This window comes from Microcoleus sp. K4-B3 (assembly GCF_036704615.1).
Taxonomy (GTDB): Bacteria; Cyanobacteriota; Cyanobacteriia; order Cyanobacteriales; family Microcoleaceae; genus Microcoleus.
Genome location: NZ_JAUBSF010000001.1, coordinates 265,075 through 287,877 on the forward strand (window position 1 = coordinate 265,075; position 22,803 = coordinate 287,877).

Consider the following 22,803-nt stretch of genomic DNA (forward strand, 5'->3'; position numbering starts at 1 on the left):
TAATAAGTCCTAAGTTGTGAGAAGCGGCTACAGCTTGACTTTCAACTGATAACAATTGTCAGCGAGTTGAATCAGTTCCCCCAAACCCCAAGTCTCCCGATCGTTCAAAAGTTCCGCTAGTTGATTCGGGATGGCTTCTAGGCCCAGAAATGCCCCGCTGATGGCACAAGCCATTGCTGCGGTGGTATCCACATCGCCACCGACGGCGATGCTAGTACAGAGAGTTTCCCAGTAATCTTGAGGCGTTCTCAAAAACGCATATAAACTCCACAAGACGCTACCGACTACAAAAGGGGAAATTCCTTGCCAAGAGTGCTGGTAGTTTAACGGGAGTCCAGCTCTAGAAATCAACTCTACGGCTGACTCTGGGGGCAATTTGACCCAATCAATCAAATCTTTGAGCAAAGCGGCAAAGGAAGAATCAACTTCTGCTACCCATTCGCTCAGTTGGCCGAGAAATGGCTCAGTTTCAATCATGTCAGATTGAAGGGCGATCGCCACAGCCCCGGCGATCGCCACAGCACCGGCAGAACACCGCGAATCTTGATGGGTGATGCGCCCTTGATCGCAAGCAGCTTGTACAAGCTGGGACGGGTCATCGTAGAACATTAAGCCGATCGGTGCAGCCCTCATAGCACTGCCATTACCAGCACTGGGAGCAGGAGTACCGGCTTCTTGCCAAGCAACGCCCCGAATCAGGCGGTTTGCAGCTTCTTCGGTCGATCGACCGCGCCCGACAATGCGCTCTTGAGCGAAAATGTCAGCAATACGGGTGGCGTAGTCGCTGGGGTCGAATTCGCCACAAGCGACGTAGCTTTGGAGGAGTTCGCGGGCGAGTTGGGAATCGTCGGTGTATTGACCAAAAGGGAAGCCGAAGCGATCGCGATCTTTGATTTTTTTGAGTCTAACTTCGTAGCTGACAAAGTTTTGGCAAACTTCCGGCGGATAGCCTTCTACTCTACAGCCTATAGCGTCGCCGAGACACTGACCGATCAGACAACCTCTAAATTGTTCCAGACGCGGGACTGTCATTTATCTAGCTTTAAGTAGGTCGATCTAATCTTATGTTAAATCCCCGACTTCTTAAAGCCTGCTGTGGAGAGTCAGAGCGCCCGCTGCTGGCACTAACTACTTGTCTACCCGCTTTTTTTATTAAAGTTAAGCTTACCACTTTTATGTGATTTACACAAATTATTCAGAAGCGCTATAGCAGTTTTCAAGCTACTTTAAAAACGCTATATATAGAGGAAGGCGATCGCAGTTATTTACCAACAAGTGCTACAGCACCGCTTTGTAACACAGGAATTTCAATGCGGAAGTCTGTTCCTTGATGGGGTTGAGAGAAGCACTCGATGGAGCCACCGTGCTTATCAACTACAATTTGATAGCTGATGGATAGCCCTAATCCAGTTCCTTTACCAGTTGGTTTTGTGGTGAAGAAGGGATTGAACACCTGTTGTCTAACAGTTTCCGTCATTCCAAATCCATTGTCTTGAATTTGAATCACCGCGTTTTTACAATGACGGGGCTGAGTTTCGTTTGTGACTAGCTTAGTCCTAATAGTGATGCGACTGGGATTCTTTTGGATGTCTTTTGGAGAACGCTGATTGTCGTAGTTTTCTAAAGCATCAATCGCATTTGCCAGAATATTCATAAACACCTGGTTCAACTGTCCGGCATAGCACTCTACCAGCGGTAAGTCACCGTACTCTTTGACAATTTCAATAGCAGGATGAGCCGGATTTGCCTTCAGTCGATTTTGCAAAATCATTAATGTGCTGTCAATTCCCTCGTGGATATCAACTGGCTTCTTTTCTGCCTCATCCAGCCGCGAGAAGTTTCGCAGCGACAGGACAATTTGACGAATGCGATCGGCTCCTACCTTCATTGAACTCAGGATTTTGGGCAAATCTTCACTAATGAAGTCCAGCTCGAACTCTTCAATTTTTTCCTGAATTTGGGTATTAGTTGGATAGGTTTGCTGGTAAAGCTGAATCAACTTTAGTAAATTTTGCGTGTAGTCGGCAGTATGGCTCAGGTTGCCATAGATAAAGTTGACTGGATTATTAATTTCGTGAGCAACACCAGCAACCAGTTGCCCCAAACTTGACATTTTCTCTGCCTGAATAAGCTGTGCCTGAGTTTGCTGTAAGGTTTTGAGTGCAACCTCAGCTTCCTCTTTTGCTTGCCTTAAAGCAGCTTCGGCTTGCTGACGCTCAGTAATATCCAGTGCCAAGGATGCAACTCCAACAATATTTTCACCATCCCCTACTAAAGGCGTATTGAACCATTCGCAAATAATGATTTTGCCGTTTCTCGTAATATTTTCGTTGACGCTGTAGATTCCTTGGCTCTGCCTCAACAACTCGTTCATAATTTGATCGACGACCTTTCTGGCAGACGCAGGCACAATTAATTCTGCGGCATGGTGTCCCATCGCCTCTGTAGCCGTGTAACCAAAAATCTGCTCTGCCGCTGGATTCCAGGCAGTGACTTGAAAGTTTAAATCCCATTCCACAACTGCCAGTGCACTTTGGCGGAATAGAAAAGATAGTCGCTGCTCCGACGCTTTGAGTTCTTCTTCTGCCTGTTTCCGTTGAGTAATGTCAATCCCTGTTTTGATGATGTACTCAATTTCACCCAGATTATCCACTAAAGCAGTATCTGACCAGGCAATCAGTCTGAGTTGTTCATCTTTGCTCAACCAACTGCCTTCATACTGCTGGGGAAATTTACCAGCTTTTAAAGACTCAAAACCAGTTTTGGCTTGTCCGGCTAAGTCTGAGTTCGGGAACAATTCCCAAATGTAGCGCCCTTTCACTTCACTAAACGAGTAATCAGTCATTTGTTCGCAAGCTCGGTTAAAGCGAACGATTTGTCCCTGCGGGTCGAGCACAACTACCAGGGCACCTGCAATTTCAAGAATAGCTGAAACAAAATTGCGTTCCACTTCAACAGCTTTAATCAGTTCCTCTAACTGGGTTGCCATATTGTTAAAGGCGATCGCCAATGTCCCCAATTCGTTTTGGCTGTGGATGTTGACCCGCGTCTCTAATTGCCCCGCACTGAGTTCAGTAGCTGCCGTAGTTAAGCGCTGGAGCGGCACCACAATTTGCCGAATAAATACATACCCAATGCCAACAGCGACGATCGTCACCACCGCCAATGAGCCTTCCATAATTGAGAGCATTTGGTAAACGGGAGCATACGCCTCAGCCGTTGGCAGTTCTACAACCACCTTCCAATTCACGCTCCTAATTAAGGTACTGGCTCCCATTACTTCTACTTGTTTTAGACCCCGATAAACATTAAGGTGCTTAGTATCTTCGGATGCTTTCAAAAATTGAAAGAAAGGGCGCTGAGAAATATCTTGAAATTCAAAAGTTTCTGGCTTACTACCCTTTTGAGCAATCAGAAAATTACGTTCATCGACTACATAGATATAACCAGTTTTGCCAACCTTTGTTTGGGAAACAACAAACCAGAGAAAGTTGAGATTTACCTGCGCTAATAGCACCCCATCCACCTCATCTCGCTCATTCCGAATCGGAACCACCAGTATTGTGCTTGGTTGGTGAGTTTGAGGATTAATTTCTACAGGACTCACATAATCTTCCTGTTGTTTGAAGGCACGAATAAACAGTGGCGAATTGGCTAGATTTTCTAACTTGAGCGGTTCGTAGGGTGAAACTGACGCGATAACTTGTCCCTTCCGGTTCAAAATGGCAACTGCTTCATAAGCATCATTATGACGAGTCAACCCTTCCAACAGGCTCTGCTGCACTTGAGGTTGAAAGTTGGTGAGTCCTTTGACCCTAGCTAAATAGCTCAGTTTTTGTTTCAAGTCATCTAGATAATCATCAATCTGCCCTGCTGCTGTCTGACTGCGCTCTTGTTGGAGCGATCGCGATTGCTGGATCTGCGCCTGAAAGCTGAGGTAGATCAGCCAGCCACCAGTGGGCAGCAAGCTCAGGAGAACCAAAAATATCAAACCGTAGCGGAGTTGATTTGCAATAGATAAGAAGCGTTGCCAGGGATGAGAACGGGAGCTTCTGGCAATGGGCAGAACGCGATCGTTGCGTTGATTGTTCATCAGACTTAGGACAAATAACGGTAAATCAATTCATCGGCACACTAAGGAGAAACATTAATTTTGCCAGTCGTCACAGCTTCTCGAACGGTCTTGAAAGTTTCCTCTTCCTGAGACGTGAGAGTACCGCGGAAAGGGGCAAAGTCGTAGATATTTTCCTTGATCCCAAACTTGTAAAGTTTTCCTTCCCAGCGACCTTCCTGGGTTAACACGGCCGCATTTAGCACTAGATGGGGAATGTCCTGCAGAACGCTAGTTAGGACTTTGCCGGGAGCCAGTTCGTACTGATCCTTTGCCCAACCAATCACAAAGACTCCTGGCTTTTGCGTAACGGCTTTTAGCGCGGCTAACCCTGCCTCATCCGCGTTGATTGCCAAAACATCTACTCCAGAGGCAACCATATCCGTTGCGACTTTGGTGGCTTTGTGCGTATCGCTCCAAGTGTTGAGAAAAGCCGTCGAGGCTTGAACAGAGGGATTCGTTGCCTTCACTCCCCGCCTAAACAAGGCTTCTTCTTCTTTATAAACCGGATAAGGTGCACCCACAATATAGCCAACTTTATGGCTTTTGGTCTTCATGGCAGCCAAAGCGCCTGTGAGGTACCCCACCTCACCCGATCGAAAGGCAACAGCCCCCAAATTTCTGTTATTCCCTGGATGCGTTGTAACTAGGGCAAATTTCGTTCGCGGAAATTCTTTAGCGACCTTTTCGGCAGCTTTGGGATAGGCACCACTGGCTGCAATTACCAGGTCATAGCCTGACTGGGCATATTTGCGAATGGCAGCTTCACTATGTTCGCCGTCAATACTGCCAGTAAAGTCTACCTGAGCATTAAATTTATCTTTGATGAGATTCAATCCTTCAAAGCAAGCTTGATCCCAACTGTTGTTATCTTTAGGCCCTGTCGTGACCAACGCCACTCTAAAGGTGCTAGAGGTACTTGCTTCAGGGGAAGAGTCTATCTTCGGAGTCGATCGACTGCAACCGAGCGCAAAAAATAGAGCTAGAGCCGCCAGAGTCATTTGTTTGAAAAGAGATTGAATTCGCATAATAGCTTTTCGCAGCAAGATTACTTTTTCTACCCCGATTAATTTGTTGAACGGTATCTCAACACTCTTCACAACTCTTACTTTCGCTCGCATTTTATGACTCTGACCGAAAGCATCCAGGATACAAGCCCCCGGATTCATCCGTGGGGTCAATGCTTCAATTCTCAAATCTCAAATCTCAAATCTCAAATCTCAAATCGATTGACCGAAAGCATCCAGGATACAAGCCCCCGGATTCATCCGTGGAGAAATAAAAAACCTGTATCCGATAAAGGAGCCCCCGAATTTATCCGTGGGGTCAATGCTTCAATTCTTTAATCTCAAATCTCAAATCTCAAATCTCAAATCGATTGACAGATTCAGCGTAACACTCATTTAACCTCAAAAACAAGTAAGGACACGGCAGTGCCGTGTCCCTACAAATATCACCGGAAATTAACCAGATTTACGATTACTTAACAAACAGCATTTCTTGATAAGTAGGCAGCGGCCACAAATCATCAGCCACTTCACCTTCCAGAGCATCCGCATACTGGCGAACCTCATCCATCAAAGGACGAATTGTTTGCGAAGCATACTGCATATGGTCTTCGGTCGAAGCAAAATCGTGCTTGCTCAAAGCAGCACTCAATTTGCTCGCAGTATCCATCATGGATTTAAGCAGCACCGCTACTTTTTCGGCACTTTCCTTGGACAGTTCAATCCCAATCTCTTTCAACTTAGAAATCGTGCCAGAAAGTTCAGCTAAATACCTCACCGCTGCCGGGTAAATGATGGTTTTTGCCATGCTTGATACCAGTTTGGCTTCGACTTCAATTGCCAGCAAATACTGCTCTGCATAAACGTCATAACGGCTTTCCAATTCAACGGGAGTCAGAACACCTGTCTTTTCAAACAAGTCTTCAATGTATCCTTCCTTCAACACGGGCAAAGCATCTGCCGTAGTCCGCAAGTTAGTTAAACCCCGTTCCTCAACGGCCATTTTGTGCCATTCTTCCGAATAGCCGTTGCCGCCAAATACAACCGCACCGTGCTCGTCCATCACTTCTTTGAGAATTGTTTGGATGGCAGCATTCAGTTCAGTTCCGTTAGCCAAATCGCTTTCTAATTTGTTAGCAATCCAGTCCAAAGAATCTGCAAGAATTGTATTCATCGCCACCAGCGGCCCGGAAACAGACTGACCGGAACCTACTGCACGGAATTCAAACCGGTTTCCAGTAAAGGCAAAGGGCGAAGTCCGGTTTCTGTCCCCAGCATCCTTCATGAAAGTAGGCAGTGTCTCTACACCTAAGTTCATAATTCCCCGACCTTTAGAGTCCTTAACTTCTCCCCGGCTAATTTGCCCGAAAATATCTTCTAATTGCGAACCCAAATAGACAGAGATAATTGCTGGCGGAGCCTCATTTGCACCCAATCGGTGGTCGTTGCTGGCAGTAGCTACTACGGCGCGCAACAGCGGCCCGTATTTGTGAACTCCGCGAATCACAGCGCCGCAGAACACTAGAAATTGTATGTTCGAGTGCGGTGTATCGCCTGGGTCTAATAAGTTTCCTTGGGTGGCATTCCCGACGGACCAGTTGACGTGTTTGCCGGAACCGTTAATGCCGGCGAAAGGCTTCTCGTGCAGCAAACACATAAAACCGTGTTTCTTCGCTGTGTTGCGAAGAATTGTCATGGTTAATTGTTGGTGGTCGCTGGCGACGTTTGCTGCTTCAAAAACTGGTGCAATTTCAAACTGACCGGGAGCTACTTCGTTGTGGCGGGTTTTGGCAGGAATTCCCAGCCGGTACATTCTTTCTTCTACTTCCTGCATGAAGACTTGAACGCGCTCTGGAATTGCTCCAAAATAGTGGTCGTCAAATTGCTGACCTTTCGCAGGAGGTTTGCCAAAAAGGGTGCGACCTGCTAGCAGTAAATCCGGGCGGCTGTTGGTGAAATTGGCATCTACCAGGAAGTATTCTTGTTCGGAACCGCAACTGGAATTTACCGGAGCAACTTCGGTATTTCCTAATAGCTTTAACACTCGGGTTGCTGCTTTGTTCATGGCGGCAATGGAACGCAAAAGCGGCGTTTTTTTGTCTAAGGCTTCACCTGTCCAGGAGATGAAAACAGTAGGAATGCACAAGGTCATGCCGTTGTCTGTTTCCATGACATAAGCAGGGCTGGTGACATCCCAGGCTGTGTATCCGCGAGCGGCGGCGGTGGAACGGATGCCGCCGTTGGGGAATGAGGAGCCATCGGGTTCGCCTTGTACGAGAACTTTCCCTGCAAATTCTGAGATGACGGAGCCGTCGCCTTGCACTGAGATGAAACCGTCGTGCTTTTCGGCGGTGCCGTTGGTTAGCGGGTAAAATACGTGGGCGTAGTACAGGGCTCCTTTGGAAATAGCCCAATCTTTCATTGCTGCTGCAACTACATCAGCTACGGAATCATCGAGTTTTTGGCCGGTTTGAACGGTATTTTTTACTGATTTGAAAATACTTTTGGGCAGACTTTCTTGCATCTTGCTGAGACTAAAAACGTCTGTTGCCCACATATCTTCTAGCCGCTTGGGAGGCCGCGCCGGCATCAGTTTGCGGTTGACGATTTGAGAAATTGCTTGAACGCGCGATTCGTTTCCACTCATGGTTATTTTTATGGGGATTGCAGGACGAGTTGTTGATAAAAAATAGATGTTAGCAAAAGTCTAACGATTGACAAATATGTTGGATTTACCCAACGTTTTTAGTCAAAGCTAACTTTTGGGAGAATGCCTTTTTGGCAGACTCTAAAAGATTGGAGGAGCGAGGCGCAATGACTTCGCCGTCCATCGGGTGTGACAATCCAGTGTGAGATGCGGTTGGATTGCGGTTATTAGCAAGAAGATAGATGGCAAGAGCCTGTACAAACTTGAGTCAACATTATAGATGTCTGCACTGCACAAATTTAGTAACTAATCTTCACCCTGGTCAGCTCAAAAATTTTGTGCGAATCAATTCCGATGAATTCAGGTCAAAACTACTTATGGTTTTTAACGGTTCGACGATCGATAAATCGCAGTCCAGCAAACAACGCACTCGTTTAGGGGTTTTGGAGAATTATGGAGAGTACACAATCTACACTTGGAGAGTTTAAACAATCATTAACCAAATAAATGTATTGCAGGCTACAGAATTTTATGTTTTTTTCAGAAAGGTCGATCGCGCCGATCGCACACAACCGCAGGATTCCAGTGTAACAGGACGCGGGGCGCTGAAACTGAGGGGCGATCGTACATTTACAGGACTTATCGAGGGATACTATATATAGTGTGCCAAGAAAGGGATCTCGCTTTGGCGTTGCTGAATTCGGGTATGAAATTTGTAGGGGCAATCCCCCCGTGGTTGCCGCACCGCTGACGGGGTAAGCTTTGATTCTGCAGCCCCACAAAACTTTCCCGGCGCAGTAATGGGGATTTCTATGAATTTAAAATAAAGAGATTGAAAGCAATAGTTCAGACAGTTTTAGACGCCGTTTAGTGAGAATAAATGAGTAAATTTTAAACTTTTATTTAACTGGTTGGTAATCCGAAGACTTCAGAGTATGAGCCAAAAAGCGTTCTGTGTAGTACAAAGCTAATTGATTGCTCGGGCCATTAAAAACTGCATCAAAGGCGTGTTCAGCCCAAGGAATTTCGAGCAAAATAGCCCGATCGCCCGTGGCTCGCAATCGTTCGTAGAGCGATCGACCAAACTTAGCCTGAACTATATGGTCGCGACCTGCATAAACCAGTAGAGAAGGGGGAAGATTCGGTTTAATATAATTTATGGGAGAAGCCAGACGGTAAAGCTCGTTGAGTTCATCTGGCGTTCCTCCCAGAAAGGCACGCAAGACGGCTCGAACATTTATGGCATCAGGAAAAGGTGGGTCATTGTATCCCCGGATCAGGTCATTTGGCCCGTAATAGTTCACCACTGCTCGAACTGGAAGCACACTAGAATTATAAGCAGTTAGCATTGCTAAATGGGCACCTGCAGACCTTCCCATCAGAGCAATCCGATCGAGATCGAGTTCCCAATCAGCAGCATGAGTTTTGATATAGGAAAGAGCGGCTTGTACGTCCTCAATCTGAGCAGGAAATCGATACTTGGGAGCGTGGCGGTAAGCAATTGCAACCACACAATAGCCTTGGGCGGCCATGTAGCGGCTGAATTCTTCATTGGAACCGGCATTGCCTCTCTGCCAAGCTCCCCCGTAGAGTGTGATAATCGCCGGATATTTGCCAATTTGCACCGGCCGGTAAAGGTTTAGTTGCAGCGAAACTCCGTCAGGGTTGGCAAATACAATAGCCCGATCGATCCTAACGTCTCTGATGGGAATTCCTCGGAACGCATCTGCGAGGATAAACGGTTGAGGGCGTAGCTGCGCGCGATCGGCTTGAGGAACGGCTGCTAAATAGTTTTCCCCCAGAACAGCTTGCATTTGGGTAGCTATCGCTGCATTGGCTGCAGGGAACTGAATCAGGGGAAGCAGGCCCAGGATTAGGGCGAACAGGTTACAAATTGACAAAATAATGTAGACTTTGCCTTGATGCCGTCTGAGCAGGTTCAGCAGAAGGGCGATCGTATTGATACCGACCAACCAAGGACTGATTTCTGGTGCTCCCACCGCCAAAGGGTACAGGAACAGCGCGGGTGCTGGTACGATGACCCAGAGACTGAGAAATAGTGCGATCGCACTCAGGAACCAAGAAATAAATGGCGAGACTAAGAAAGCTGCTAATAAGGGTAACTTTTTGCGGTTATTCTTGCGGATCATCGGATTTTTGCAGCCTAATTTTTAATCAGCTTAAATTAATCTGGCGGTTTTTATTGGTAAGTCGATCGCCTCTAGCATTTTACCAAACCAGCAGCTTCATTGACTCCGGCATCCTGCGGCGATCGAAAATGCTTTGCATCGTTCTATTTTCATCTTTGGGGTTGTTCGCTGTTTGTGGGAATCTTAAGCTGAGGTTGTCCCGCTAAACTAGCTGTATGAGTTGTTACTCATTAAAAGTTTGGCTATTATTCCGATTTTGGTAGTTAGGCAGGACTTAGGCACGGGTGTCGAGAAACCGGTTTTTTTTTACGAGTCTACTTCGTTGCACTAGGCGATTCCCAATAAAACAACCCGGTTTCTTTAGTGACTCGTTAAGCCTCGAAGTTTATCTCGAAAATAACAGAAGCTTGGTGACAAATTATTATCTACGTCCATGTGGGGAGGAATATTGTTAGCCCAGTTTGTCTTCTCTAAACCAATTGCTTGCCAACCTTGTTTAGATAATTTTTGTTTGCCACCGGAAAACACCGCATCAGCTAACTTCTCCCACGTCCCACAGATACCATCATTAATGTACGACTTTAGGACTGCTTCTTTTGCTCTCGGATAAGCTGCCTTAACTGCTGCTAAATCGCCTAGATACCATGCTTCTCCTTCTTCAATTGCTATGCAAAATTGCGTTTTTGGCTTAGGAGTGCACTTATCCACAAGGTCAAGTAGTTCTCTGCGAAACGTACTGAGGCATCGGTTATCTAGATCGCAAATTACAATAAGGACAAAAGAGTAATCAGGATTGTCAGATAATGTTTTACCCCATCCTTGAACAATTGGCGGAATTCGTTCGAGCAAAATTCGTTTTTTTGCATCAGAAGTAGATGTTAGATCTTGAGGAACCTTATGCCCAATTCCTTTGTAAGAATGGATCTTAAATGTGTGTTGTTTGGTGCTAATAATCTTTGGTATAAGAATTTCAAGAGCAGTTTTTCCAGAAATATCCTCGACAAGTATCTCAAAGTGCATTTATTGACCTTTTATCTAGATAATCGCTGTACCAAAGTCCGCCAAGGGGCAATCCTTCAGAAACAAGGTTATTAATGAGAGAATCTTCGCTAGCTCGTCTGATTGTAGAAAAACCATCCTCGCCCTTTTCAAGTACCCAAACCTCTTCAGGTTCAAGAGCATCTACAAAATAGGGTTGATGTGTTGTAACAAATACTTGCGATCTACTTCTTCGAGCTTTAGCGTGTTCTCGAAATTCTCGGGCTAGAGTTTCTAAAAGCTTATGGTAAAGTCCGTTCTCTGGTTCTTCAATGCACAAAAATGGCGGTGGTGAGGGGTCTTCTAAAAGAAGGAGATAGGCAAATACCTTCAGTGTTCCGTCTGACATTTGTTGAGCATAAAACGGTTCTTGAAAACCTCGATCGTTGAACTGCAGCAGAAGTCTACCGTCTGGACTTTTTGCGGTGCTAATCTTTTCCACCCCTGGAATCTTACTAGATATTTTTTGCAGAATTGATTGGAATTTCTTAGGATGCTCTCTCTCCATAAATTGAACCACATTTCCTAGATTATCTCCATGAATATTCAAATGTTTTTGTGGCCCAGCCAGAGGTAAGCTACGGGCAGCGTCTGGTGTGAAATAGCTGAGATACCATCCTTCGATAAATCTACGAAATGCGGAAATTCTTGGGTGTTGTTTGAGCGATCCCAAAGTAGCAATTCCCAGTTTTCGCTTGTCGTCAAGTTCAACTATTTCCTTTTCTTTACTTTCTTCTGATGTCTCACCTATCTGGATCTTTTCTATTAAATTAGTTACATCAAATTCTCCTCGTTCTTCATCAAGTAGCTGGCCTTCTTCTTCACCTTTCCATGCTAAACCCTTACCTTCATTTAGAATTAAAAAAGAATAAGGTTGTCCTTTTTTTTGGTTTTTTCTCCGTTGTCTAAGTCTTTCTTTTTTTACATACGGTCTGTCAGAAGAGTCAAGGTCTATTGCCAAATCATAGGTTATTGGTCGAGCGTTACCATCCTCTTTATAGTAAATCTGAAACTCAACACTTCCCTTTTGTCCTTGCGATCGAATTCTCTCGAAACCTCCCCGCCCACGGGAATCACAGGCTTCTTCGACTCCCCCTTTTAAGCAGTCTGCAAGAAAGCCAAAAGTGTCGAAAAGCGTGCTTTTACCAACACCATTTTTACCGATAACGGCTGTCATTGGCGTTAGTGCCTGGACATTTTGCGTATTCCACAGCTTGCCCATAGTAATATCACGCAGCGAGCGGTAATTTATTACCCTAAATCCTTCTATTTTTGCCACTTAAGTTCCTCTGCTCCATTAGGAATGTTATAAGTTACTCTAACCATATAACAATTCAGTAACTCTAACATTATACTTGATTTTACTTAAGCATATCGCCCATAATGCTCGGTCTTAACCCACTCGGATCGCAGTAGTTGTTATGGATAATCTCCTAGCACATAAGTTGGCGGTGATGGAACCTTTGATGCAAGCGGCTGGTTAAGCGTGTCCTGAATTTATCACCCTCCCAGGATCGAATAAACCTTACTTAATTTTTGCTTTCACGGCCCTAGATTCCACTGTGAATCCTGGAATATCTTGCAGTTCTGTTTCGCTCAAACTGTACTGTTCGCAAACCAAACTCAAACGAGTTCCGGTACTTTTAACAGCGTTGACAGAGTGAGTCAAATCTCCTTGAAAATAGATCGGCGAGTTGTCTTGCGGCTTAATTTGCCCGACTTGCTGTTTGTTGCGCCGCAGTATCAACTCTCCCCCTTGCAAGTTCGGCGGTACTTGCACGTACAAAACGCTGACGGCTGCGGGAGGTTCAACAGTTTTGCAGTACGATCGCAAAGATCGATCGATATGCGGATCGACGCGGGAACCTTCACCCAGCAACAAAGGGTTGAGGTAAAAAGCATTGCATTCAGGCTGTAATGCTTGGTCTAGATAGGGTTTGAACATCTGCCGATCGCATTTTTGCTCAAAATACCGGCAAACATCTCAGCGACATCGAAATGAAAGTCCTTCAAGGTTCCTGGGAAGGCAAAAGTTACGATGAAATCGCCAAAACTTACGGCTACAGTGCTGAATACCTCAACAAAGATGTCGGCAATAAATTGTGGCACAAGCTTTCAGAAGCCTTAGCAGAAAAAATTACGAAGAAAAATTTTAAAGAAGCTCTGAGGAGATTTGCATCGCAAGAGTCCACTCAATATATTAACACAAAGCTGCTCTTACAACCACTGACTGCGGCAAATTTGCAGTTTCCCGAAGGCTCGGTATCATTAGATTCTCCTTTTTATGTGGAGCGTTGCAACATTGAATCTTTGTGCTGCGAGACAGTTGTGAAACCCGGTTCGCTGATTCGGATTAAAGCACCGGAGATGATGGGCAAAACTTCACTGATGAACATAATTTTAGCTGGCGCTGTTCGGGAAAAGTATCACGCAGTTTATCTCGATTTGAGCGCCGCCGACCGAGGAATATTAACAAATCTGGATAAATTTCTGCGCTGGTTGTGTTTGATGGTAAGCCGACAGTTAAAGTTAGAAAACAAGTTAAACGAGTATTGGGATACGGATATTTTGGGCAGCAACGATAACTGTACGGTTTACTTTGAAGAGTATTTGCTGGCGGCAACAGAAACGCCTCTGGTTTTGGGGTTGGATGAAGTCGATCCCATATTTCCCTACACCGAAGTAGTTGAAGATTTTCTGGGGATGCTGCGAAGCTGGCACGAAAAAGCCAAGATTTCGGATATCTGGAAAAAACTGCGGTTGGTAATGGCGCATTCTACGGAAGTTTATATTCCTTTGGATATGAATCAATCTCCGTTTAATGCGGGAGTTCCCGTTGAGTTGCTGGAGTTTGAGAACCAGCAACTTCACGATTTAGCTCGGCTGCACGGCTTGGATTGGGATAAGGGGCAATTGGGAGAGTTGATCGGGGCGATCGGCGGACATCCTTATTTAGTAAGATTGGCAATGTATGAGATTAGTTGTGGCAAAATATCATTAACTCAGTTATTAAAAAATGCGGCATCAGAATCGGGAATTTACAGCAGTCATTTGCGAAAGCAGTTGGAAATACTGCAACACAATCCTGAATTAGCTTTAGCTTTGAAAAAAGTTGTCAATTCTGCCGAACCAGTTGAATTAGATTCAATGCAAATTTACAAATTGCACAGCATGGGAATTGTGCGGCGGCCAAACAATTATGTCATGCCGCGTTGCAATTTGTACCGCGAGTATTTCTGCCGTGTTTTAGGTTGAAAAAGAGTGGGTCAGACATATCTACTCGTTGCCAGGCTCTGCCCGGTAAGGCAGATCCGGAGGCTCTGCCTTCAATTTTCATGGAAAGTCTTCGAGGCAGAATCGAGGCAGAGCCTCTGGACATCGGTTCCCAGGCTGAGTCTGGGAACCAGTTAAATAGCGGGTCATGCCCAGCCTACGGATAAAATTACACAAAAGAGAGGGTTAAATCCGCAGCCATTGTGTCAGAAAATACGGCAATCATGTCACCTTAATAAAATATTTTTGTGTCTTTCAGAGAGTCATTGCCGTAATCGTAGTAGCCCGATACAAATTCGTAGTCTTGCTTTTGACCGACCATCAAAATTGCATCTCCATCTGCTTTCTTAAAGTCCCGAATAATTGCATAAGCGTGATCGCCTAAGCCATCTAAGTAAGGAACTTCAAACTCTGGGCCGTCGATAACTAGCGAGAATGTATCGGCTCCCGAACCGCCAATTAAGGTATCGACTTCATAATAATCGTATCCTCCGTCATTATTGCTGTGACCGATGAGAATGTCATTCCCGCTATTGCCTTCTAGCCAATCGGAATCGCCACCGCCATAGACTTTATCATTGCCAGTACCGCCAAATAGGAAGTCGTCACCGTCCAAACCTTTGAGTGTATCTGCACCGCCACTGCCAAAGATGGCATCGTCCGTGTAATGCTTTCCTACTAAGTAGTCATTTCCTGGCGTTCCCTGTATGTTTTCATTGGGTAAGCCACTGATTTTATCGATGCTGCCGAACAAACGGTTAGTAGAATCATCTTCTTCCCGAGGACGATCGGTCAAGTCTTCAAAAGCACCGAATTTATTGTGATTGGGATTCGGCGGTTTACCTGCATCGGGGTCTTCCGTCCGAGGAACATCGGTAAAGTCTTCAATCAAACCGAATTTATTAGGCTTAGGATTCGGATTATCTGAATCAGGGTCTTCCTTCCGGGGAACGTCGGTCAATTCTTCAATTGAACCGAATCTCAGGGTAGAAATGTTAGCGTCGGCGATCGTTCTAAGTTCTGTCATGGTAGTAATCCTATTTATGAGTGTATTATGAGTTTGTCAAAGCGCTAAGTGTTTGTATTTGTTTGCTGCACCTTTCGCTTTCTGTTATCAGTTTCTTCGTTAAACTCTTGAACTGCAATGGTGATAAAATCAGGTATTATAGGAACTGATAAAGAGCTTCGCACTCGGAATTTATCGGAAAAAATCAGGTGCAGCCTGACAAAGCATCATCAAAATCAGCAAAAATCAGGTTTTTTGGTAAATCTCTACATAGTCAGGTTTGCGATCGTACAATCAAATCTAGATTTTGGTGCAGGCAATGATAAAAGAATCTCCAGTTAGTGATGAATATCAGATTGGCGGGAGTCTCCCCGCAGATGCGTCGAGTTACGTGACGCGCCAAGCAGACTGGGACTTTTACGAAAGTTTGAAAGCGGGTGAGTTTTGTTACGTTTTGAATTCGCGGCAAATGGGCAAATCTAGTTTGCGGGTGCGGGCAATGCAAAGATTGCAAGCTGAAGGTACTGTTTGCGCTTTTATCGATTTAACTGGGATTGGTAAGGAAGATGTAACTCCCGAAAAGTGGTATGCAGGCATTGTCAATTCTTTGGTCAGTAGCTGTCAGCTAGGTAATAAAATTAATTGGCGGAATTGGTGGCGCGAACGCCGGGATTTGTTATCGCCAGTCCAGCGGTTTAGTTTATTTATTGAAGAAGTTGTTTTAGTTGAAATAGAAGCCAGTATTGTTATTTTTATTGACGAGATCGATCGAGTGTTGAGCATGAACTTCTCTACCGATGAGTTTTTTGCTCTGATTCGCTGGTTTTACAATCAAAGAGTTGACAATCCTCTGTACCGCAGGCTAACTTTTGCGCTGTTGGGGGTGGCGACGCCTTCGGATTTGATTGCTGATAAAACTCAAACTCCTTTTAATATTGGTAAGGCGATAAATTTACGCGGTTTTCAGATTGATGAAGTGCAGCCTTTAATTGATGGTTGGCAGGGGCAAGTTGGCAATCCTGAAAGTGCGATCGCAGATATTTTGGATTGGACGGGGGGACAACCTTTTTTGACGCAAAAGCTGTGCAAGTTGGTGCTGGAAAAGGAGTTGAAGAAAGTTAACCGCAGAGGCACAGAGGGCGTTGAGAAAGACAGGCATCCTGACTGTTCCACCCCCACAGACAGGCATCCTGACTGTTCCACCCCCACAGACAGGCAGGATGCCTGTTCCACAGAAGAGGAGGGAGTTGAGGGGTTGGTGAAGTTGCAGATTGTGGAGAATTGGGAGTCTCAGGATGAGCCTGAACATTTAAAAACTATTCGCGATCGACTTTTGAGAAATCAGCAAAAAGCAGGGCAGTTATTGGGGCTTTACCAGCAGGTTTTGCAATCCGCGAACCCCCCCAACCCCCCCTTGCTAAGGGGGGGCTAAATGCTGCTATTTCACCCCTGGGAGAGCAAGAAATAGCCACTCTTGCTCCCCCCCTTAGCAAGGGGGGGCTGGGGGGGTGATTGCTGATGGCAGTCCCGAACAAACGGAATTGCGACTGTCAGGTTTAGTCGTGCAACAGCAGGGAAAATTAAAAGTTTATAACCGAATTTATGCCGAAGTTTTCAATCTTGAATGGGTGGAAAAACAGTTAGGAAAGCTGCGGCCTTATTCGGAAAGCTTTAATGCTTGGAATGCTGCCAATTTTGAGGATAATTCGCGACTGCTGCGGGGTCAGGCACTGCAACAAGCTTTGGAATGGGCCAAATATCAAAGTTTAAGCCATCTGGATTACCGCTTTTTAGCGGCGGCTCAGGATTTGGAAAAGCGAGAAGTTGAATTGGCTTTTGCACTGCAAACTGAGGAAACTCAAATATTAGCACAAGCTAATCAAACTTTAAGTCTGGCTCAGCATCAAGCTAAAACAGAGTTAACGTTAGCTAAAAAACAAGCTAGAAAAATAATTGCGATCGGTTCGACAATTTTAGGGATATCTTTAGCAGCAGCTATCGCCGTACAATTGCAAGTAATTAAAGCCGATCGAGAACTCGCAGAAACCAAAATAGTCCTCGAAAGTTTGTCGTCAAAGACAACTTTAGCCTCAAACCCTTTTCCAGCACTGATCGAAGCACTCCTTGCAGCACATAAACTTAAAAAATTAGAGGCATTCAGTCCGGCAAAATCCGAAACTAAGATGCAAGTATCGATCGCCCTCCAACAAGCAATTTACAGCATCCGAGAGCGCGATCGGCTCCTCGGCCACCAAGCTGGCGTCAGAAACGTCGTTTTCTCGCCCGATGGCAAAATCCTCGCATCCGCTAGCGAAGACGATACCGTCAAACTCTGGAACCCAGACGGTATCTTACTCAGAACCCTCACCGGACACCGCGACAACGTTTGGACTGTCAGTTTCTCACCTGACGGCAAGACGATCGCATCTGCTAGTGACGATGCTACTATCAAACTCTGGAACATCGAAAACGGCACAGAAATTAGAACCTTTACAGGGCATAAGGGCTGGGTGAGAGGAGTCAGTTTTGCTCCCGACAGGTTGGCGATCGCATCTTCGGGTTCCGACGGCACTGTCAAACTCTGGAATCCAGCAGACGGCACTTTGCTCAAAACCTTTACCGGACATAGGGGCTGGGCAAAAAGCGTCACTTTTTCGCCCGACGGGAGGGCGATCGCATCTTCGGGTAGCGATCGCACTGTCAAACTCTGGAATCCAGCAGACGGAACGGAAATTGCCACGCTGAAAGGCCATACCAACGCTGTCAGAAGTGTCAGTTTCTCCGACGACGGCAAAACCCTAGCATCCGCTGGTGAAGACGGTTTAGTCAAGCTGTGGGATGTCCAAAACCTGACTCTCCTCAAAACCCTGCAAGCCGACAGCCAGCAAGTCTGGAACGTCAAATTCAGTCCCAGAGGCAGCCGCAGCCCAACTCTGGCTACCGCTAGCGAAGACGGCACCGTCAAATTGTGGAATTTATCGCAGTTAGGAGGCATCGAGCCGCAAACGCTCAAAGGACACAGCGGCAGGGTTTCGAGCCTTAGTTTCAGTCCCGACGGCCGCACTTTGGCAACGGCAGGTACCGATCGCACGGTACGACTCTGGAACCTCACCGGCATCGAACCGAAAGTTCTAGAAAGCCACCGCCGTCAGGTTTTGAGTGCGACTTTCTCGCCCGACGGCAAAACAGTTGCCTCCGGTAGCAGCGATCGCACTGTTAAATTGTGGAATGCACAAAACGGCAGCGAAATCAAAACTTTTCTAGGACATCGAGGTGCTGTCACCAGCGTCAGTTTCGCCCCTGACGGCAAAATTTTAGCATCCGCAGGAAGCGATCGAACTATTAAATTGTGGAACCTAGAAACTGGCAGCGAAATCAAAACTCTTTCAGGACATCAAAGGGGAATTGATAGCGTTGTTTTCAGTCCCGACGGTAAAATTTTAGCATCAGCAGGAGTCGATAAAACTGTTAAATTGTGGCATCTAGAAAGCGGTGCCCCAATCAAAACCTTCACAAGACATCTCGAAAGAGTTAGAAGTGTCACATTCAGTCCCGATGGCAAAACTTTAGCATCCGCAGGGAACGATCGCACAATCTATTTCTGGGCTTTAAACAATTTAGAATCTACCCCAAGAAGGATTCTGAGAGCGCATAACAGCCGAATTACCAGCCTCCGTTTCAGTCCCGACGGCAAAATTTTAGCATCTGCTTGCGATGACAGCACCATTAAATTGTGGAATGCAGAAACAGGCACCGAACTCAAAACTATTCAAGGACACGGAACTTGGGTAAAAAGCATTAGTTTCAGTCCCGACGGCAAAACGATCGCATCTGCAAGTTTCGATCGCACAATTAAACTGTGGAATGTAGCAGACGGCCAAACAGGATCGGAGGCGCGGCCCCTACAAACTTTTGAGGGACATAGCGATCGAGTTAATGATGTTAACATCAGTCCCGACGGCAAAACTCTTGTTTCTGCCAGCGATGATTCTACTTTAAGAATCTGGAATTTGGAACTTGATGTAGATAGTTTAATGAAACTGAGTTGCCAATGGCTGAGCAATTATATTGCTAATCATGCCGAAGAAAAAGCGATCGCAGAAATCTGCAATCCTTAAAAAACAGGACTTACACAATGGGCATCGTTAAACAAAGGTATATTGTTGCGCTTCAGCGCTATTTGATATCCTAAGAGCGAGTCGAGCGCAACAACATACCTAAAAGTCTTGTGACTGTTACGTAAGGCCTGAGATTAAAGAATTGGCAACGACTAATGAACTAAGGGTTTGGTTCACGGCCCTACAGTTGCCTTCTTTTTTTACTGGTATAAACAAGCGCCCAAGATAGAGCTGGGTATTTAAGTTTGTTTTGTAGGTAGTCTGACAGTAATTCCTTCTTTGGGAGACATTTTGATGGTCAAAACTGCTATTTGTTTAAAATAATAAACATTACTTGCTTTTGGCTTTTACGGCCCTAGATTCCACTGTGAATCCTGGAATATCTTGCAGTTCTGTTTCGCTCAAACTGTACTGTTCGCAAACCAAACTCAAACGAGTTCCGGTACTTTTAACAGCGTTGACAGAGTGAGTCAAATCTCCTTGAAAATAGATCAGCGAGTTGGCTTGCGGCTTAATCTGCCCGACTTGCTGTTTGTTGCGCCGCAGTATCAACTCTCCCCCTTGCAAGTTCGGCGGCACTTGTACGTACAAAACGCTGACGGCTGCGGGAGGTTCAACCGTTTTGCAGTACGATCGCAAGGATCGATCGATATGCGGATCGACACGGGAACCTTCACCCAGCAACAAAGGGTTGAGGTAAAAAGCATTGCATTCAGGCTGTAATGCTTGGTCTAGATAGGGTTTGAACAAAGGGAACCGCCGTTCTACTTCGGCGATTTCCGCACGTTGAAACACCACGGAAAACCCTTTTGTGCCAATGAAATCGCGGTTGAGGTTGTTGATTGCTAGATAAGGGGAGGCTAGAATTGCTCCTCGCAAGTCGTTGAGGTAGTCGATCGAGAAAGCGTTAGGACGTTGGCTATAGTATTTCAAGGCACTCAAAAATCATCAAAGTTTAAGGAAACAGCAGATTGAAATGCAGCAATCGCTCAGATTTGGGATTGCTTCGTTCCTCGCGGATGACATCATAATCTTGATTTAAGTCCGCGTACTTAAGTCCAAGGTTTTTCTTAACTGCGGGCGATCGCCCGGAAGTGTCGCAACCGACTAGCAACTGCCAAATATTACTATACAGGCGATCGACCGTTAGTGCGCTCGACCGATGGCAAAACTCAGACCAACAAATCCTTTAACCCGCTATAAGTAAGGGGGAGGTGCACCTCGGCGCACCCTAAGAGGGGATGTGATCCGTCGGCACCCAGAGGTTTTTGATTTATTAATGAACTAAAAACTTGTTAACTTTTTAATTTCAACCTCAAAACTCACAAATCCCAATTAAAAACTATTTTTAGTATTAGCTAGCGTGACCAAATTTCTGTCGAACAGGAATCTTGATCACAAACTCTGTTCCCTCACCCAGAATAGAGAAACAATCCAGCTTTCCCCCATGTTTTTCAGTAACAATTTGATAGCTAATCGACATCCCCATTCCCGTTCCTTTGCCAATCGGTTTAGTTGTGAAGAAAGGATCGAAAATGCGCTGCTTAATCTCTTTCGATATACCCGAACCGTTATCGACGATCGCAATCTCCACCCACTCGGCATCGATTGCAGAGGTTCGGATGGTAATTTGACTGGGATTTTCTTTAATTTCCTGGTACTTCCGCCGCGCATTATTCTCTTCCAAGGCATCAATAGCATTGGAGAGAATATTCATAAACACTTGATTGAGCGGGCCTGCATAGCACTCCACCAGCGGTAGAGAAGCGTAGTTTTTAATCACCTGAATTTCCGGTCTTTCTGAGCGAGCTTTGAGGCGGTGCTGCAAAATCATCAGAGTGCTGTCGATCCCTTCATGGAGGTTTACTGCTTTAATATCAACTTCATCCATGCGGGAAAAGTTGCGAAGCGACAGCACAATTTGGCGAATGCGGTCGGCTCCCATTTTCATGGATGCCAGTAATTTTGGTAAGTCTTCTTGCAAAAATGCCAAGTCAACAGCATCGGCTTCGGCTTCAATTTCAGAAACTGGATTGGGATAATGTTTTTGATAAAGTCCAATCAAGCTTAGTAGGTTCTGAGTATATTCATCGGTGTGAGTAAGATTGCCGTAAATGAAGTTTACAGGGTTGTTAATTTCGTGGGCAACTCCGGCTACCAGTTGACCGAGGCTTGCCATTTTTTCAGTCTGTACTAATTGAGCTTGATTACGATGCACATCCTGTAGGGTTTGCTCTAGCCCCTTTGTTGCTTGTTCGCTTTGCTGACGTTTGAGTCTGGTTTGTACGAGAAGCCAGGAACCGATCGCAATTAATCCTGTGAGTCCAACAAAAAAGAGTAGCAGTTGATTGCGGATTACTTGCGATCGCTCAGTTAGAACCTCTGTTGGAACGTGAGAAACCAGTTTCCAGGAGTAGGATTTGGCATTTACTTGAGCAGGACTAGAACCGAAAGCATGAGCCGAACCCATACTTGAGTGCGCTCCTAAAATGTCTAGCAATGGATAAATAGTCGCGAAGGTGTATAGCCCCTCATTGGTACGAAATTGCCCAGCTTGTCGATCGCGGATCTGCTGCCATGTTGCAGGAAAAGACTTAGCAAGCGTGCGATCGCGGCGATCGTCATACATAAAGCCCCACTCCTCTTCCGGCTTTTTACCTTTCAGCCAATATCCTTCAGAATTTAGCAGCAGTACGGTTCCAGAAGATAGCGAGTTCTTTTGGGATAAGTCTTGGAGAAACGCTTCAGCCAGATAATTGAGTACAACTATTCCTCGCTTACGCCCTTGAGCATCAAATACAGGGGTTCCAAAGCGAATCATGGGTTTCAGGGGTTGCTCTATCTTGCCGAAGTCGATATTTAAGTCCAGAGGTGAGATGAACACCTCACCTGCTTGCAACCCAAAAGTATCTTTGAACCAGTAGCGCTTAGACTGATTTTGCAATTTTTTATCGGGTACGATACTAGGTTGTCCTCTATTAAAATTGACCCTCACTACTTCCTGTCCAGTCAGCTCCAAAAACCGAATCTGATCGTATTGCTGTTTCTGTTGAGACGCAACCAGGTACTCTTCTGCCAGGGCCGAGCGAAACTCCCTCAGAATGTCTTGGTTACTTGCCGGATCGAGAATGACCAGCAGTTCATGCTGTTGCGCCAATATCATCAAGTCAGCCCGAATTGAGCTAAAACGGTTGGCAAATAACGCTGTTTTCACCTCTACTTCACGACGTTCTGAGCTGGCAATTTCGCTCTGAACCAGATTAGTCTGAATTTGATAAAAGGTGATAAATCCTGTGCCGACTACTGCCGTCAAGGGTAGAAAAAGAGTGAGAAATTGTTTTGCTGTACTGCTGAGATAGTTGTGGAAATCCGGCTGATTTTTGGGATTCCAGAATCTGAGAGACTTCAGCATAAAATTAATGTCTTAACAGGATATTTGTTAAACTTTGAGCG

General features: G+C 45.6%; 14 protein-coding genes. 3 read left to right on the forward strand and 11 right to left on the reverse strand.

Annotation, left to right across the window (positions count from 1 at the left end):
* Window positions 1–27 precede the first annotated feature (27 nt).
* From QUA78_RS01050 to QUA78_RS01085, 8 genes are all read right to left on the reverse strand, one after another.
* On the reverse strand, window positions 28–1,032 hold the full coding sequence (locus tag QUA78_RS01050; RefSeq protein ID WP_333300125.1) for an ADP-ribosylglycohydrolase family protein: 1,005 nt from the start codon (window positions 1,030–1,032) through the stop codon (window positions 28–30).
* Between the two features lie 229 nt (window positions 1,033–1,261).
* Window positions 1,262–4,093: a PAS domain S-box protein gene (locus QUA78_RS01055; protein ID WP_333300126.1), complete on the reverse strand. Its 2,832-nt coding sequence runs from the start codon at window positions 4,091–4,093 to the stop codon at window positions 1,262–1,264.
* Between the two features lie 41 nt (window positions 4,094–4,134).
* Window positions 4,135–5,232 (reverse strand): BMP family protein, encoded by a 1,098-nt coding sequence (locus tag QUA78_RS01060; RefSeq protein WP_333300127.1) that lies wholly within the window; start codon window positions 5,230–5,232, stop codon window positions 4,135–4,137.
* A gap of 358 nt (window positions 5,233–5,590) precedes the next feature.
* Window positions 5,591–7,765, reverse strand: coding sequence for a glutamine synthetase III (locus tag QUA78_RS01065; protein WP_333300128.1), 2,175 nt, complete (start codon window positions 7,763–7,765; stop codon window positions 5,591–5,593).
* Window positions 7,766–8,664: 899 nt separating this feature from the next.
* Window positions 8,665–9,915, reverse strand: coding sequence for an alpha/beta hydrolase (locus tag QUA78_RS01070; RefSeq protein WP_333300129.1), 1,251 nt, complete (start codon window positions 9,913–9,915; stop codon window positions 8,665–8,667).
* Window positions 9,916–10,275: 360 nt separating this feature from the next.
* Complete coding sequence (locus QUA78_RS01075) at window positions 10,276–10,935, reverse strand: DUF4276 family protein (RefSeq protein WP_333300130.1); 660 nt, start codon at window positions 10,933–10,935, stop codon at window positions 10,276–10,278.
* Entirely contained in the window at window positions 10,925–12,232 is a 1,308-nt protein-coding gene (locus tag QUA78_RS01080) for an AAA family ATPase (protein WP_333300131.1), read from the reverse strand. The genes QUA78_RS01075 and QUA78_RS01080 overlap by 11 nt, the downstream gene beginning before the upstream one ends.
* 246 nt (window positions 12,233–12,478) lie before the next feature.
* Window positions 12,479–12,898, reverse strand: a complete 420-nt coding sequence (locus QUA78_RS01085; RefSeq protein WP_333300132.1) for a 2OG-Fe(II) oxygenase — start codon at window positions 12,896–12,898, stop codon at window positions 12,479–12,481.
* A gap of 53 nt (window positions 12,899–12,951) precedes the next feature.
* Between QUA78_RS01085 and QUA78_RS01090 the strand changes: the two genes are divergently transcribed.
* Window positions 12,952–14,208, forward strand: a complete 1,257-nt coding sequence (locus tag QUA78_RS01090; RefSeq protein WP_333300133.1) for an AAA-like domain-containing protein — start codon at window positions 12,952–12,954, stop codon at window positions 14,206–14,208.
* Between the two features lie 250 nt (window positions 14,209–14,458).
* Here the strand turns inward: QUA78_RS01090 and QUA78_RS01095 are convergent, their stop codons facing one another.
* Window positions 14,459–15,253 carry a calcium-binding protein gene (locus QUA78_RS01095; RefSeq protein WP_333300134.1) on the reverse strand — a complete coding sequence of 265 codons (795 nt, stop codon included), beginning with the start codon at window positions 15,251–15,253 and terminating at the stop codon, window positions 14,459–14,461.
* Between the two features lie 298 nt (window positions 15,254–15,551).
* Here QUA78_RS01095 and QUA78_RS01100 point away from each other — a divergent pair, with 298 nt between their 5' ends.
* The gene (locus tag QUA78_RS01100) at window positions 15,552–16,664 is read left to right on the forward strand and encodes an AAA-like domain-containing protein (RefSeq protein WP_333300135.1); all 1,113 of its coding nucleotides are present in this window, start codon (window positions 15,552–15,554) and stop codon (window positions 16,662–16,664) included.
* A gap of 76 nt (window positions 16,665–16,740) precedes the next feature.
* Complete coding sequence (locus QUA78_RS01105; protein WP_333300136.1) at window positions 16,741–19,350, forward strand: WD40 repeat domain-containing protein; 2,610 nt, start codon at window positions 16,741–16,743, stop codon at window positions 19,348–19,350.
* Window positions 19,351–19,680: 330 nt separating this feature from the next.
* Here the strand turns inward: QUA78_RS01105 and QUA78_RS01110 are convergent, their stop codons facing one another.
* On the reverse strand, window positions 19,681–20,283 hold the full coding sequence (locus tag QUA78_RS01110) for a 2OG-Fe(II) oxygenase (protein WP_333398510.1): 603 nt from the start codon (window positions 20,281–20,283) through the stop codon (window positions 19,681–19,683).
* A gap of 421 nt (window positions 20,284–20,704) precedes the next feature.
* Entirely contained in the window at window positions 20,705–22,762 is a 2,058-nt protein-coding gene (locus tag QUA78_RS01115) for an ATP-binding protein (protein WP_333300139.1), read from the reverse strand.
* Between the last annotated feature and the right edge of the window lie 41 nt (window positions 22,763–22,803).